We start from the raw sequence: 12,861 nt of genomic DNA, 5'->3' as shown, positions 1-12,861 counted from the left end.
TGTCTCCTGGTGCTCGCCGTGGTCACACGGCACATGGGGCTCGGGCCCGAATGGACCTGAGGCATTGGAAGAGGTGCGGCGGATTACCCAGGGGTGGCGGGTCCGTGGGAGCGTCGGGGATGCTCCCTGCTGCTCCGTTCCCCATGGTAGACAGCGGAAAAGGTCACCCGGAGGCGATTTGACGGCGGCTGCGCATGCTAAAACGTTTCCGCAGACAGGTTTGTGATCCACGCCACGGCAATAAGCCCGATTTAATGGGCAATTGGTCTAGACCTGTTACGCGCTTTGGTGGAGTGTGTAGCTGCCCTCGGCAGCCGGAGCGAGCCGTGCGCAGGCCTTTTTGAGGTCTTCTTCAGCTTCAAAGAGGGACAGCCGGCGGTTCCGGACGGACTGGACCAGACCAGTGACCGTCAACAGGAGCACCCGGGCCACAATGGCGTCGCCGCAGGCGCTGGCCACCACCTTTTCGCCCAATGCATCGATCTCGCGCAGCAGGGCCGTGGTATCCCGGTCCGGAAGATATACGCCGCGGCTCAGGCACTGCTCCACTGCCGGCTGCATCACCCGCATGTGGAAAATCTCCATCACCAGGCCGCCCAGGGCGCGCCCACGGAATCTGGCTGCCGTGGCACGCCCTGCGGCCTGCAACTCTCCGAGCTGGTGCCGGTAGAGCGCGAGCATCAGGTGCGTGGGGGTGGGAAAGTAGCGGTAGACCGTACCGAGGGGAACGTCGGCCTTGGCCGCCACCTCAGCCAGATCCACGGAGTCCAGGCCCTTGCGGGCAAAACTGCCGGCCGCTTCAAGCATGCGTGAATAGCGCAGCCGCTGGCGCGGGGCAGAGGGCATGGCGGCCATGGGCGGATGGTCTGGAAGAGTCTCAGGCATCTGTATTCCGGGTTGTGTTTTGACGGGCAGCAGCCAGGAGCGTCCCCCATCCCGGACCGCCTGCGATCCGGTTCAACTATACGGCACAGCCATGTGGCGTATTTAGTCAGGCGGCTTACTTCCGCCTGCCACAGGCTTAGCGGACGCCCTTGATCTTGACGACAAACACCGCACCCAGGAGGCCCATGACAGCCGCAGTAGTGAACAGCGTGAAGTACCCCCCGAAGTACGTCACCGCGAGGAACGCGAGGCCGGTAGCGAACACCTGCGGCAGCGAGGCGGCCACGTTAATGACCCCCATATCCTTGCCACGGTCGGCGGCCTGCGGCAGCACCTGCGTCAGCAGCGCAAAGTCAACGGCCTGGTAGGCGCCGAACCCCACGCCCAAGATGGCGGCGCCAACCAGGGCGCCGGTCCATACTGGGAAAAACGCCAGAGTGAGGCCCGCGAGGGCAATGAGGACTGAGGATCCGATCACAAACGGCTTCCGCCGGCCCAGCCGGTCGCTCCACGGCCCCGCAATCACCGCAGTAACCATCACCAACGCCGCATAAATGCCGGTCAGGATCAGGACTCCCAGCGCCGGGTTCTCAAGCTTGAGGACGTCCCCGAGGAAAAAGATAAGGTACACAATGGTCAACTGGTTGCAGACGTTCACCAGGAAGCGGGTGAGCCAGGCCCAGGCGAAGTCCGGGTGGCGGGCCGGGCTGATCCAGAAGCCGCGGAGGAAGCTGCGCCACGAGAAAGGCGGGCGGAGCGCCCTCGGCAGCGGCGGGTCATTCCGGTGGAACACGTACGGCAGCACCGAGAACAGCAGGGCGGCAGCACACAGGGCGTAGCCCACCATGTAGTTTCCCGACACCACCGCCCCGAAGACTGAGCCCAGGAGGATGCCGGCTGTTTGGCCCAGCGCCGCAACTCCCCCCACTCCGCCGCGCTGCAGCACCGGCACCCGGTCCGGGATGGCGGCGGTGATGGCGGCATAGGCCGCATTGGCGCCCAGCTGGACCAGGCACCAGAACAGGACCATCAGGGCAACAGCCGTGGCCCCGGACAACGCCAGCAATGCTGCCGTGGCCAGGACGGCACCGGCCAGTACCCAGGGGGCACGCCGGCCGAAACCCGAGACCGTCCGGTCAGACAGCGCCCCGAACAGCGGATTGGCCACCAGGGATACGGCGGCACCGCACCCAAGTACGAGGGAAGCGATGGCTTCCTTGTTTGTTTCGTCGATGCCAATGGCCTGCTCGGCGATAAAGACGTTGATTGGCCCGAAGAACGCGGCATTGATGCCGACGTTGACCAGCACCAGCCCCGTGACCCACCGCGCAGTGACCTTCGCCGTTGGCTCGGCGAGCGCCGCCGTCGAATGCTCCGCTCCGTCGCCGGGTCTTGATGAAGAGCCGGGATCCGCCGCTGCGGGTGTGTCTGGCAGGCTCATGGCTGGTTCCCCCTGGACGGTTAGCGATAAAAGTCAGACTATCGTGGGCTTCATCGCGCGGCTTGTTATTCGGCAACCTAACTTGCGGCAGCTTGCTGCCCGGCAACCGCAAAACGGCCCCGTGAACCGCGTAAGTACTAAAGACCTGGAGATCCCATGACGGCACCAGCGCAGAACCCCGCCAACAACATCAACACCGCAGACCTGTACGACGAACGCGGGGACGAGCTGGCCTCGGTATCCCTGCAGTTCCAGTCACTGGGCGGCCGCTCGCACTTCAGCGGCACGGTGAGGACCATCCGCTGCTTCCAGGACAACGCCCTGGTGAAGTCCACGTTGGCCACCCCGGGCAACGGCAATGTGCTGGTGGTGGACGGCGGCGGCTCGCTGGGCACGGCCCTGATGGGGGACATGATCGCCGAAAGTGCCGTAGCGAACGGCTGGGCCGGCGTCGTGATTAATGGAGCGATACGTGACCGCGAGGCGATTGCCGCTCTGGACCTTGGCGTCAAGGCCCTGGGCAGCAACCCCCGCAAGAGCGCGAAAGCCGGGGCGGGCGAGGTCGATGTGGACGTGCAAATTGACGGCGTGACCATCCGTTCGGGTTCCACCATCTGGTGCGATCCCGACGGGATCCTCGTGGAGCGCTGAAGCCGCACGAAAACAACTTTCGATTCCAGGGAATAGGTACGAGCGTAAGATAGTTACTGAAAGCAACTATCAAAGCGTATTACTTCCCTGGAGCATCCATGTCCCAACCCCCTGCCGTGCGCGCCGCTGGAGAAACCCTCACGCAGCGCCAAATCGTCACCGTGATGGTCGGCCTGATGCTGGGCATGTTCCTGGCCTCGCTGGACCAGACCATTGTGTCCACGTCCATCTACACCATCGCCAACGACCTGGACGGGCTCTCGCTCCAGGCCTGGGCCACCACCGCGTACCTCATCACGTCCACCGTAAGCACCCCGCTGTACGGCAAACTCAGCGACATCTTCGGCCGCCGGCCGCTGTACCTGACAGCCATCATCATCTTCCTGGCCGGCTCCCTGTACGCGGGCTCGGTCCATTCCATGACCGAACTCGCCATTGCCCGTGGTATCCAGGGCTTGGGTGCCGGCGGCCTGCTGGCACTTGCGCTGACCATCATCGGGGACATTGTGTCCCTGAAGGACCGGGGCAAGTACCAGGGCTACTTCATGTCTGTCTTCGGCATTTCCTCGGTGCTTGGCCCCGTGGTGGGCGGGGCATTCGCCGGTTCTGCCAACATCCTGGGTTTCGACGGCTGGCGCTGGGTGTTCTTTATCAACCTGCCCATCGGCCTGGCTGCACTGGCGGTGGTTTTCCTGTTCCTGCACCTGCCGGCCAAGCACGTGAAGCAGAAGATCGACTACTGGGGCGCGGCCGCCATCACCGTAGCCATTGTGCCGCTCCTGCTGGTGGCAGAGCAGGGCCGCACCTGGGGCTGGGTCTCCCTGAACTCATTCCTGTGCTACGGCCTGGGCGTGGTGGGCATCGCCTGGTTCCTGCTCGCCGAAAAGCGCGCCGGCGACTACGCCCTGATCCCGCTGCGGCTCTTCCGGAATGCGACCTTCGGGATGTCTTCGCTGCTGAACTTCATCATCGGCATCGGCATGTTTGGTGCCATCGCCATGCTGCCGATGTACCTGCAGCTGGTCAAGGGCCTCACGCCCACCGAGGCGGGCCTGATGATGATCACCTTCAGCGTGGGCATCCTCACCGGCTCCATCGCGGCCGGGCGCACCATTTCATCGTCCGGCACCTACCGGATCTTCCCGATAATGGGCACGGCCATCCTCACCGCGGCCGCCATGGTGATGGGGCTGTCCCTGGGCGTGGACACTGGCTTGTGGGTTCCCGGCGTGATCGCGGTGTTCTTCGGCCTGGGCCTGGGTTTCTGCATGCAGCCGCTCACCCTGGCCATGCAGGTATCCGTGCCGCGCCGTGACATGGGTGTGGGCACGTCCTCTTCCGCGTTCTTCCGCTCTATGGGCGGCGCCGTGGGCACCGCCGTGTTCATCTCGATGCTGTTCAGCCTGGCGGCCAGCCGGATCGCGGACAGCATGAAGTCGGCCATGGCCAGCCCGGACTACCAGGCCGTCCTGCGGGACCCCGCAGTGGCAGCTGACCCCGCCAACGCCAAGCTTTACGAGTTCTTCCAGAACGGGGCGTCCAACGACTCCCTCAACGACACCAGCTGGCTCCACACCGCCAACAGCACCCTGACCCGGCCCATCACGGAGGGCTTCGCCTACGCGATTGACGCCGTGATGCTCACGGCAGCCGTGCTGACTGGCATCGCCTTCCTCATCAGCTTCGCCCTGCCGAACAAGAAGCTCTCGGACCCGAAGGCTGCCCCGCAGGAGCCGGCCGCGGTGCACTAACTTCCCATCCGGACGCCCGCTCCCTTGTGGCCGCTTCCCTCCGGACGCCCGCTCCCTTGTGGCCGCTTCCCTCCGGACGCCCGCTCCCTTGTGGCCGCTTCCGCCGAAACCCTCTTGCCTCTGAGCAGGAGGGTTTCTGCGTTCCTCGCCCCAAGTGCCCCTGCACGTGGGGCGAGGACGACGGCGGCCCGGCCCGCCGCCGTCGTCCTCCTTGGGTGGTGACGGGACGCGCAATCGCAACCCTGCTGACTGGAAGAGTTCGCGGTGGCGTGGAACACTGTACAGCGCGAGTGCGCCGGCCTGGTGGCCGGTTCCGCAGCCGACGACGTCCGCACCGCATCCACCCAACCCCAGACCAAGGGAGAACCATGCCCACTGCCCAGGAGCAGACAACCGCCCAGATACCGCGGCGGGTGATCTGGCTGGCGCTTGCAGGCGCGGTGGGCGGATTCCTGTTCGGCTTCGACTCGTCCGTGGTGAACGGAGCGGTGGACGCCATGAAAGCAGAATTCGCGCTGTCCGAGGCTGTGACGGGCTTTGCAGTGGCCATCGCCCTGCTGGGCTGCGCCGCGGGCGCCTACCTGGCCGGAAAGGTGGCCGACCGGTACGGCCGCATCCCCGCCATGAAGCTGGGAGCACTGCTGTTCCTGGTCAGCGCCATCGGCACCGGCTTCGCCTTCAGCGTCTGGGACCTGATCTTCTGGCGGCTCGTGGGCGGGCTGGGGATCGGCCTGGCGTCGGTGATCGCGCCCGCCTACATCTCGGAGATCTCACCGCGCAAGGTCCGCGGCCGCCTGGCCTCGCTGCAGCAGCTCGCCATCACCACAGGCATTTTCGCGGCGCTGCTCTCCGACGCGCTGTTCGCCACCACCGCCGGCGGCGCCGACCAGTCCTTCTGGCTGGGGATCGAGGCTTGGCGCTGGATGTTCCTGGCCGCCGCCGTGCCCGCCGTGGTGTACGGCTGGGTTGCTTACACGCTTCCTGAATCCCCGCGGTTCCTGGTATTCCTGGGCAAGGAAGACGAGGCACGCAAGGTGTTTGATTCGATTGCCCCGGCGGAGGACACCGACCGGCACATCCGCGAGATCCGTGACGCCATTGAAGAGGACAAGCTCGCCGGCCAGAAGGGCTCACTGCGCGGCAAGGCGTTCGGCCTGCAGGCGGTGGTCTGGGTGGGGATCATCCTGTCCGTCCTGCAACAGTTCGTGGGCATCAACGTGATCTTCTACTACTCCACCACCCTGTGGAAGGCAGTGGGTTTCCAGGAAAAGGACTCACTCGCCATCTCCGTGGCCACCTCCATCACGAACATCCTGGTCACCCTCGTGGCCATCGCCCTGGTGGACCGGATCGGCCGCCGGCCCATCCTGCTGGCAGGCTCGGTAGGTATGGCCGTGTCCTTGGGCGCCATGGCACTGGCATTCTCGTCCGCAGTGGGCTCCGGTGAGAACATCTCCCTGCCGGGCGCCTGGGGTCCGGTGGCACTGGTGGCCGCCAACGTTTTTGTGGTCAGCTTCGGCGCGTCCTGGGGCCCGCTGGTGTGGGTGCTGCTGGGCGAGATCTTCCCGTCCCGGATCCGTGCCCGCGCACTGGGCCTGGCCGCCGCGGCGCAGTGGGTGGCGAACTTTGCCATCACGCTGAGCTTCCCGGTGATGGCCGCCGGTTCCCTGCCGCTCACGTACGCCATGTACGCGCTGTTCGCGGCGGCGTCGTTCTTCTTTGTGATGTTCAAGGTCCCGGAAACGAACGGGATGTCCCTGGAGCAGGCGGAGACCCTGTTCGTGGCCAAGGGCTCCAAGAAGGCCTAGCCACGCCCCATCACCTTCCGCAGCTCAACAGCAAACCCTCCATCACATGGCGTGATGGAGGGTTTGCTGTATTTGGAGCGGGAAACAGCTAGACCACGTGCGGCTCGTGCGCTGCCAGGTACTTCCGGCCGGCCAGGGCGACGCCGATAGCCCCCACCATAGCCACAGCCCCTGCAAAGAACGGGACCTGCGGGCCGAAATGCTCGCCCAGCTGGGCGGCCGCGAAAGGGGCAAGGGCTCCGCCCATCCACCGCACGAAGTTGTAGCCGGACGAGGCCACCGGGCGCGGGGAATCCGAAACGCCCATTGCCAGTTCCGTGTAGATGGTGTTGTTGATGCCCAGCAGGGCGCCGGAGAGCACCACCAGGACGACGACGGCAGGTACCGAGTGCCCAGCGGCCAGTCCCAGCCCAACAAGGGTGACCGTCAGGGCCAGGAGGGTTCCGGCCAGGACCGTAGTAGCCCCGAAGCGGTTCTGCAGCACAGGCGCCACGAACACGGAGAAGACCGCCACAGCCACGCCCCAGCCGAAGAACACCCCGCCGATGCCGTAGGCGTCCATGCCCAGGATGAACGGCGTGAACGCCAGGATGGTGAAGAAGCCGTAGTTGTAGAACAGACCGCTGACGGCGGTGGTGCGCAGTCCCTTGTGGCCCAGTGCCAGCAGGGGATCACGCAGGCGGACCTTCCGTTCCGGCAGCGGGGTCCTGGGGAGCAGCACCACGAGGGCCACAAAGGCGGCAGCCATCAGGCCCGCGGTTCCGAAGAACGGCGCGCGCCACTGCCAGCCGCCCAGCAGGGCACCCAGGAGCGGGCCAAGCGAAATGCCAAGGCCCAGTGCGGCCTCGTAGAGGATGATCGCCGTACCGGCCCCGCCGCTGGCTACACCGACGATCACGGCCAGTGCCGTGGCAACGAACAGGGCGTTGCCCAGCCCCCAGCCGGCCCGGAAGCCCACCAGCTCCCCCACGCTGCCGGACAGACCGGAGAGTGAGGAAAACACCACGATGACGGCGAGCCCGATCAGCAGGGTCTTCTTGCCGCCGATGCGTGAGGAAACGTAACCCGTAATCAGCATTGCCACGGCCGTCACCAGGAAATAGCTGGTGAAGAGCAAGGACACCTCGCTGGGGCTGGCATCGAGGTTGGTGGCGATGGCGGGCAGGATGGGGTCCACCAGTCCGATGCCCATAAACGCAAAAACGGCGGCCAGGGCTGTAGCCCATACCGCCTTTGGTTGCTTGAGGAATGAGGCCTTTTCGGCCTTCAGGGTTGCTTCTGCTGCCGGCAGTGTGTCTGCTTGGCCGTTCATGAAGGTTGCTCCTAAAGGGATGCGTGCGTCACTGCAGCAGCGACGCGTTGATTTTTCCAATGACGGGAAGGGCGGCCGCCAGGGCCTGCCGGTCCTGCTCGGACAGGGAGCTGAGGATGCCGGCCATCACGGCATTGCGCCGGGCATTGGCGGAGTCGACGGCGGCGCGGCCTTTCGCGGTGAGCACCACGCGGACGGCCCGGGAGTCGTGCGGGTCAGGTTCGCGCCGGGCCAGTCCTGCCCGCTCCAGCTTGATGATCTGCTCGGTGGCACTGGGCACGCGGACACCCAGGTTCCGCGCGATCCCCCCCACCCGCACGCCGTCGTCCAGCAGCATTTTCAGGGTGCTGAGCTGGGCTGCGCTGAGTTCACCGTCGGCATCGAGCCGGCGCACCAAGTACACACTGTGGCGGAGAGCCTCGCGGAAGTCGCCGGCAAGCGCGTGCAGCTCCTCGTGATCGCTTCTTTTGTTCATCGTTAGGTAGCCTAACAGTTAGGCTACCTAAGGGTCAAGGCTCAGAGTGTCAGCTTCATGCCTTGGTGGCTGGCTTCAAACCCGAGCCGCTCATAGAACCTATGCGCGGCAAGGCGCGTTTTGTGCGTGGTCAGCTGCATCAGCGCACAGCCGCGGCGGCGGGACTCGTCGATAGCCCACTGCACCATCACGTTGCCGATGCCATTGCCGCGGAGGCTGTCCGCAACCCGCACCCCCTCGATCTGCGAGCGCCAGGCCCCCTGCCGTGATATGCCGGGCAGGAAGCTGAGCTGGAAGGTGGCGACAACAGCCGCGTCCCCTCCTCCGCCCGGGAGCAACTCTCCCACGATGAGCAGGTGGGAAGGGTCGGCGTCGAGCGCCTCGAAGGCGCGTTCGTAGGGCGCCATGTCCGCAGCACGCTCGCGCCCGGAACCCAGGGAATCGTCCGCGAGCAGGCTCACGATGGCCGGCAGGTCCGCCCGTAAGGCGCCGCGCAGGCGGAAGGTCCCGCCGTCGACGTCGGAGGTCAGGAGGAAGGGCATGGCAGCTTGGCTCTAGGTCACCAGCCCAGCCTCGCACGAAAGTGAGCGGGCGTCGGGAGGAAGGCGGCCACAGGTGAGCGGGCGTCGGGAGGAAGGCGGCCACAGGTGAGCGGGGGTCGGGGAGGGTCAGGCGAAGTAGACGCCGATCCGGTTGCCGTCGATGTCCTCGATGCGGATGTCGATGTCGTAGACGTCGCGGAGCATGGCCTGCTGCATGATCTGCCGCGGGCTGCCCTGGTGGACCAGGCGCCCGTCCTTCATGGCCAGGATGGTGTCCGAGTAGCAGGACGCGAAGTTGATGTCGTGGACCACCAGGACGATGGTCTTGCCGAACTCGTCAGCCAGCCGGCGCAGGAGCCGCATCATCTCCACCGAGTGCTTCATGTCCAGGTTGTTCAGCGGTTCGTCCAGGAGCAGGTACCGGGTGTCCTGGGCCAGCACCATGGCGATAAATGCCCGCTGACGCTGGCCGCCCGAAAGTTCATCCACGAACTTGTCCGCCATGGGGGTCAGGTCCAGGTGGGCGATGGCTTCCTCCACCTTGGCGAGGTCCTCCACGGTGGGCCGCCCGCCGGAGTGCGGGAACCTGCCGAAGGCAACGAGGTCCCGGACGGTGAGCCGCATGGTCAGGTGGTTCTCCTGACGGAGGATCGCCATGGTCCTGGCCAGCTCCCGGCTGTCCGTGGCGGCGACGTCCAGCCCGGCCACTGTGACGACGCCTGCCTCGAGCGGCTGCAGCCGGCTGATCAGCGAGAGCAGCGTGGACTTGCCCGCCCCGTTGGGGCCGATGATGGAGGTGACGCCACCCTCGGGGATCACGCAGCTGACGTCGTCAAGGACCGCTTGGCCGCCGTAGCTCTTGGAGACGTTCCGGACCGCGATGGTCATTTCAGCGACCCTTTCAGGAGGAGGTATAGGAAGAGAATGCCGCCGGTAAATTCGATGACCACGCTCAGCGCGGTGCCGAAGCCGAACACCTTCTCCAGGAGCAGCTGCCCGCCCACCAGAGCAACGGCGCCGATCAGCACCACGATGGGCAGCAGCCAGGCGTGGCTGAAGCCGCGGCACAGCTGGTAGCCCAGGCTCACCACCAGCAGTCCAAAGAAGGTCACCGGCCCCACCAGAGCGGTGGACACCGCCACCAGCAAGGAGCAGCCCAGCAGCACCCGCATCACCACCGCGCGGTGGTCCACACCCACGTTGATGGCCACGTCACGGCCCAGAGCCAGGACATCCAGCGTGTGCCGCGCCCGCCAGGCAACGGCACAGACGGCGGCAATAATGATGGCGGAAACCCCGAGCAACGCCGGGTCCACGTTGTTGAAGCTCGCGAAAAACAGGTCCTGCAGGATGATGAACTCGCTGGGCTCCATCAGCCGCTGCAGCAGCGAGGACAGGCCGCGGAACAGGCTGCCCAGGATGACGCCCACCAGCAGGAGCAGGTGCAGGGAACGGGTGGCACCGGTGAACATCCAGCGGTACAGCAGCGCGCTGAACGCCACCATCAGCAGCACCTCAGCCCCGAACTGGAGCATGGGCGGGGCGGCCACCACCGCGGCAGCGCCAAGGGTGAACGTCATCACCGTCTGCACCAGGATGTAGAGCGAGTCGAAACCCATGATGGACGGAGTGAGGATCCGGTTCGCGGTGACCGTCTGGAACAGGAGCGTCGAAACCCCCACAGCCACGGCCACCAGCAGCATGGCTGCCACCTTGATGGCCCGGCGCGGCAGGATGTAGCCCACGTTGCCCTTGAGCTCGAAGAACAGGAAGAAGCAGACGACGGCGGCAGTCACCACGAGCAGGATGCCCGTCACCAGGCGCGGTGAGGCGTTCCGGACGGCAGCTTTGAGCCGATGCGCCCCTCCGACTGCGGCCGGAGCCGTGGAGGCAGGCCGTTCCTTCACCGGCGGCTGCAGCGTTGGGCTTTCAGGCATTGCGCTTCCTCAGGATCAGGACGAGGAAGATGACGGCGCCCAGCACGGACATCACCATGCCCACAGGCACCTCGTAGGGGTAGCGGATGGTCCGGCCGATGATGTCGCAGACCAGCACGAACGCGGCGCCGAACAGGGCGGTCCACGGGACGGCGCGGCGGAGGTTGTCGCCAAAAATGAGGGACACGATGTTGGGAACCACCAGCCCCAGGAAGGGCACGGCGCCCACTGTCGTTACCACTACGGCCGAGATCAGGGAGACGATCACCAGGCCCAGCCGCATGGTCCGGCCGTAATTCAGGCCAAGGTTGGTGGTGAAGTCCTGACCCATTCCGGCCACGGTGAACCGGTCTGCGCCCAGCATGCCCAGCAGCATAAGGACGGCGACGATCCAGAGCAGCTCATAGCGGCCCCGCAGCACGCCGGAGAAGTCACCGATCATCCAGTTGCTCAGGGTCTGCAGCAGGTCGTAGCGGTAGGCGAAGAAAGTGGTGACCGCCCCGATGACTCCGCCCAGCATGATGCCCACCAGCGGGATAAGGAGGGTGTTCCGGGCCGGGAGGCGGCGCAGGATGGCCAGGAACAGCGCAGTCCCCAGCAACGCAAAGCCGCTGGCCACGACCATTTTGGCGGGCACCGGAGCCTGCGGGGCAAAGACCGCGACCACCAGGATCCCCAGGGTGGCGGACTCCACGGTGCCTACGGTGGACGGCTCCACGAAGCGGTTCCGGGCCATCAGCTGCATGATCAGGCCGGCAACGGCCACGGCCATCCCGGCGAGCAGCACTGCGAGCGTGCGCGGCACGCGGGAGATCCAGAAGACCTCCGCCGTGGCCGGATCCCCTGACAACAGGGCGGGAAGGGAAACATCGCTGACGCCGACGAACATGCTGGCGGCGGCGAGGGCAAGAACAGCAACTGCGGCCGCAGCCAGGCCTGCACTGTGGCGGGCCCGGCTGCGTGTTGCCGGCGCGAGGGGGCGCACGGCGGTGGCGGTCATGGGAGTCTGGAACCCTGGGCGTTACGCCACGGAGGCGGCGACTGCGTCCACCATCGCTTTGACGTTGTTCAGGCCGTAGCCCACCACGTACCAGCCGGCGGGGTCAAGGTTGACCACCTTGTTGTTCTTGGCGGCATTGGTGGACTGCACCAGTTCGTTATCCAGGATGGGGTTGGCGGCGGAGGCTTCGGTGCCCACAGCGGTGTCGCGGTTGATGACGTACAGGATGTCCGGGTTGGCCTGCTTGATGTACTCGAAGGAGATGGCCTCACCGTGGCTGCCGTCCACCTTGACGTCGGCGGCCGTAGGTACCCCGAGGACGTCGTGGATGATGCCGAACCGGGAGCCCGCCCCGTAGGCGGTGACTTCGCCGCCTGAGGTCAGGACGATGAGGCCTTTGCCAGCGTTGGCCGCCTTGGACTTGGTGTCAGAAACGGTGGCATCAACTGCCGCGAGCTGCTTTTCCACTTCCGCTGACTTGTTGAAGATGGTTCCAAGCTTTTCGGTCTGGGCCTTGAAGCTTTCCATCGGCTGGGCCGCATCGATGGACAGGTCGATGGTGGGGGCGATCTTGCTCAGTTCCTCATAGGCACCGGCGGTGCGTCCGGAAATGATGATGAGGTCCGGGCCGCCGGCGCTGACGGCTTCGAAGTCCGGCTCCTTCAGTGAACCGATCTTGGCGTATTTGGCGTCCGAGTACTTTGCCAGCGCCTCGGGGTAGGCGGCTTCGGGCACTCCGGCAGGCTCGACACCGAGCGCATCGAGGGTGTCCAGGACGCCGAGGTCGAACGTGAAGACCTTCTCCGGGTTGACGGGCACGTTGGCGGTACTGCCCTGCGCGTGCTCCACGGTGATGGTGGTGGCTTCCTCGGCCGGGGTGGCCGTCGCGTTTCCTCCGCATGCCGTTACGGTCAAGAGCGCCGCTCCCGCAGCCAGTGCCCCCAGGTAGCTCGAAAGCTTCTTCTTCACGTTGTTCTCCAGTCGACTAATACATCACAACCACGTTGCGTAATAGTCCAGAGCCTATTAGTAAGGGCAGGCTAACTTCAAAGCGGAAGG

12 protein-coding genes are annotated in these 12,861 nt (G+C 65.6%); 3 read left to right on the top strand and 9 right to left on the bottom strand.

The genetic code is table 11. The annotated features are described in order from the left end of the window. Window positions 1-276: 276 nt before the first annotated feature. Together BMX78_RS11840 and BMX78_RS11835 are read right to left on the bottom strand one after the other, a co-directional pair. Window positions 277-885 (bottom strand): TetR/AcrR family transcriptional regulator, encoded by a 609-nt coding sequence (locus tag BMX78_RS11840; protein WP_091419589.1) that lies wholly within the window; start codon window positions 883-885, stop codon window positions 277-279. Window positions 886-1,021: 136 nt separating this feature from the next. Then, complete coding sequence (locus BMX78_RS11835) at window positions 1,022-2,326, bottom strand: MFS transporter (protein WP_091419587.1); 1,305 nt, start codon at window positions 2,324-2,326, stop codon at window positions 1,022-1,024. Window positions 2,327-2,482: 156 nt separating this feature from the next. Between BMX78_RS11835 and rraA the strand changes: the two genes are divergently transcribed. From rraA to BMX78_RS11820, 3 genes are all read left to right on the top strand, one after another. Then, a complete protein-coding gene (rraA, locus tag BMX78_RS11830) occupies window positions 2,483-2,977 on the top strand; it encodes a ribonuclease E activity regulator RraA (protein ID WP_091419586.1) in 495 nt (164 codons plus the stop codon). Window positions 2,978-3,075: 98 nt separating this feature from the next. Continuing rightward, complete coding sequence (locus tag BMX78_RS11825) at window positions 3,076-4,728, top strand: MDR family MFS transporter (RefSeq protein WP_091419584.1); 1,653 nt, start codon at window positions 3,076-3,078, stop codon at window positions 4,726-4,728. A 368-nt stretch (window positions 4,729-5,096) separates the two neighbouring features. Next, complete coding sequence (locus BMX78_RS11820) at window positions 5,097-6,536, top strand: sugar porter family MFS transporter (protein WP_091419582.1); 1,440 nt, start codon at window positions 5,097-5,099, stop codon at window positions 6,534-6,536. 88 nt (window positions 6,537-6,624) lie between these two features. Here BMX78_RS11820 and BMX78_RS11815 read toward each other — a convergent pair whose 3' ends face one another. The 7 genes from BMX78_RS11815 to BMX78_RS11785 form a co-directional block, all read right to left on the bottom strand. After that, the gene (locus BMX78_RS11815; RefSeq protein ID WP_091419581.1) at window positions 6,625-7,848 is read right to left on the bottom strand and encodes an MFS transporter; all 1,224 of its coding nucleotides are present in this window, start codon (window positions 7,846-7,848) and stop codon (window positions 6,625-6,627) included. Between the two features lie 28 nt (window positions 7,849-7,876). Further along, window positions 7,877-8,323: a MarR family winged helix-turn-helix transcriptional regulator gene (locus BMX78_RS11810; RefSeq protein ID WP_091419579.1), complete on the bottom strand. Its 447-nt coding sequence runs from the start codon at window positions 8,321-8,323 to the stop codon at window positions 7,877-7,879. Between the two features lie 41 nt (window positions 8,324-8,364). Next, the gene (locus BMX78_RS11805) at window positions 8,365-8,865 is read right to left on the bottom strand and encodes a GNAT family N-acetyltransferase (protein WP_091419577.1); all 501 of its coding nucleotides are present in this window, start codon (window positions 8,863-8,865) and stop codon (window positions 8,365-8,367) included. Between the two features lie 126 nt (window positions 8,866-8,991). Beyond that, on the bottom strand, window positions 8,992-9,753 hold the full coding sequence (locus BMX78_RS11800) for an iron ABC transporter ATP-binding protein (protein WP_091419576.1): 762 nt from the start codon (window positions 9,751-9,753) through the stop codon (window positions 8,992-8,994). Then, window positions 9,750-10,802, bottom strand: a complete 1,053-nt coding sequence (locus BMX78_RS11795; RefSeq protein WP_286138921.1) for an iron chelate uptake ABC transporter family permease subunit — start codon at window positions 10,800-10,802, stop codon at window positions 9,750-9,752. The genes BMX78_RS11800 and BMX78_RS11795 overlap by 4 nt, the downstream gene beginning before the upstream one ends. After that, window positions 10,795-11,802, bottom strand: coding sequence for an ABC transporter permease (locus tag BMX78_RS11790; RefSeq protein ID WP_091419574.1), 1,008 nt, complete (start codon window positions 11,800-11,802; stop codon window positions 10,795-10,797). The genes BMX78_RS11795 and BMX78_RS11790 overlap by 8 nt, the downstream gene beginning before the upstream one ends. Before the next feature lie 21 nt (window positions 11,803-11,823). Then, window positions 11,824-12,771, bottom strand: coding sequence for a siderophore ABC transporter substrate-binding protein (locus BMX78_RS11785; RefSeq protein ID WP_091419572.1), 948 nt, complete (start codon window positions 12,769-12,771; stop codon window positions 11,824-11,826). Window positions 12,772-12,861: the final 90 nt, after the last annotated feature.

It is taken from the genome of Arthrobacter sp. OV608 (genome assembly GCA_900110595.1).
In the GTDB taxonomy this organism is placed as follows: Bacteria; Actinomycetota; Actinomycetes; order Actinomycetales; family Micrococcaceae; genus Arthrobacter.
Note: the sequence above shows the minus strand (reverse complement) of the source record. Positions and strands in the feature narration are given on the sequence as shown.

What these genes read in the sequence shown, in the direction of transcription:
- BMX78_RS11820 (WP_091419582.1), top strand. Translation starts at nt 5,097, where the DNA reads ATGCCCACTGCCCAGGAGCAGACAACCGCCCAGATACCGCGGCGGGTG.
- BMX78_RS11835 (WP_091419587.1), bottom strand. Translation starts at nt 2,326, where the DNA reads ATGAGCCTGCCAGACACACCCGCAGCGGCGGATCCCGGCTCTTCATCA.
- BMX78_RS11825 (WP_091419584.1), top strand. Translation starts at nt 3,076, where the DNA reads ATGTCCCAACCCCCTGCCGTGCGCGCCGCTGGAGAAACCCTCACGCAG.
- BMX78_RS11790 (WP_091419574.1), bottom strand. Translation starts at nt 11,802, where the DNA reads ATGACCGCCACCGCCGTGCGCCCCCTCGCGCCGGCAACACGCAGCCGG.
- BMX78_RS11805 (WP_091419577.1), bottom strand. Translation starts at nt 8,865, where the DNA reads ATGCCCTTCCTCCTGACCTCCGACGTCGACGGCGGGACCTTCCGCCTG.
- rraA (WP_091419586.1), top strand. Translation starts at nt 2,483, where the DNA reads ATGACGGCACCAGCGCAGAACCCCGCCAACAACATCAACACCGCAGAC.
- BMX78_RS11795 (WP_286138921.1), bottom strand. Translation starts at nt 10,802, where the DNA reads ATGCCTGAAAGCCCAACGCTGCAGCCGCCGGTGAAGGAACGGCCTGCC.
- BMX78_RS11840 (WP_091419589.1), bottom strand. Translation starts at nt 885, where the DNA reads ATGCCTGAGACTCTTCCAGACCATCCGCCCATGGCCGCCATGCCCTCT.
- BMX78_RS11800 (WP_091419576.1), bottom strand. Translation starts at nt 9,753, where the DNA reads ATGACCATCGCGGTCCGGAACGTCTCCAAGAGCTACGGCGGCCAAGCG.
- BMX78_RS11810 (WP_091419579.1), bottom strand. Translation starts at nt 8,323, where the DNA reads ATGAACAAAAGAAGCGATCACGAGGAGCTGCACGCGCTTGCCGGCGAC.
- BMX78_RS11815 (WP_091419581.1), bottom strand. Translation starts at nt 7,848, where the DNA reads ATGAACGGCCAAGCAGACACACTGCCGGCAGCAGAAGCAACCCTGAAG.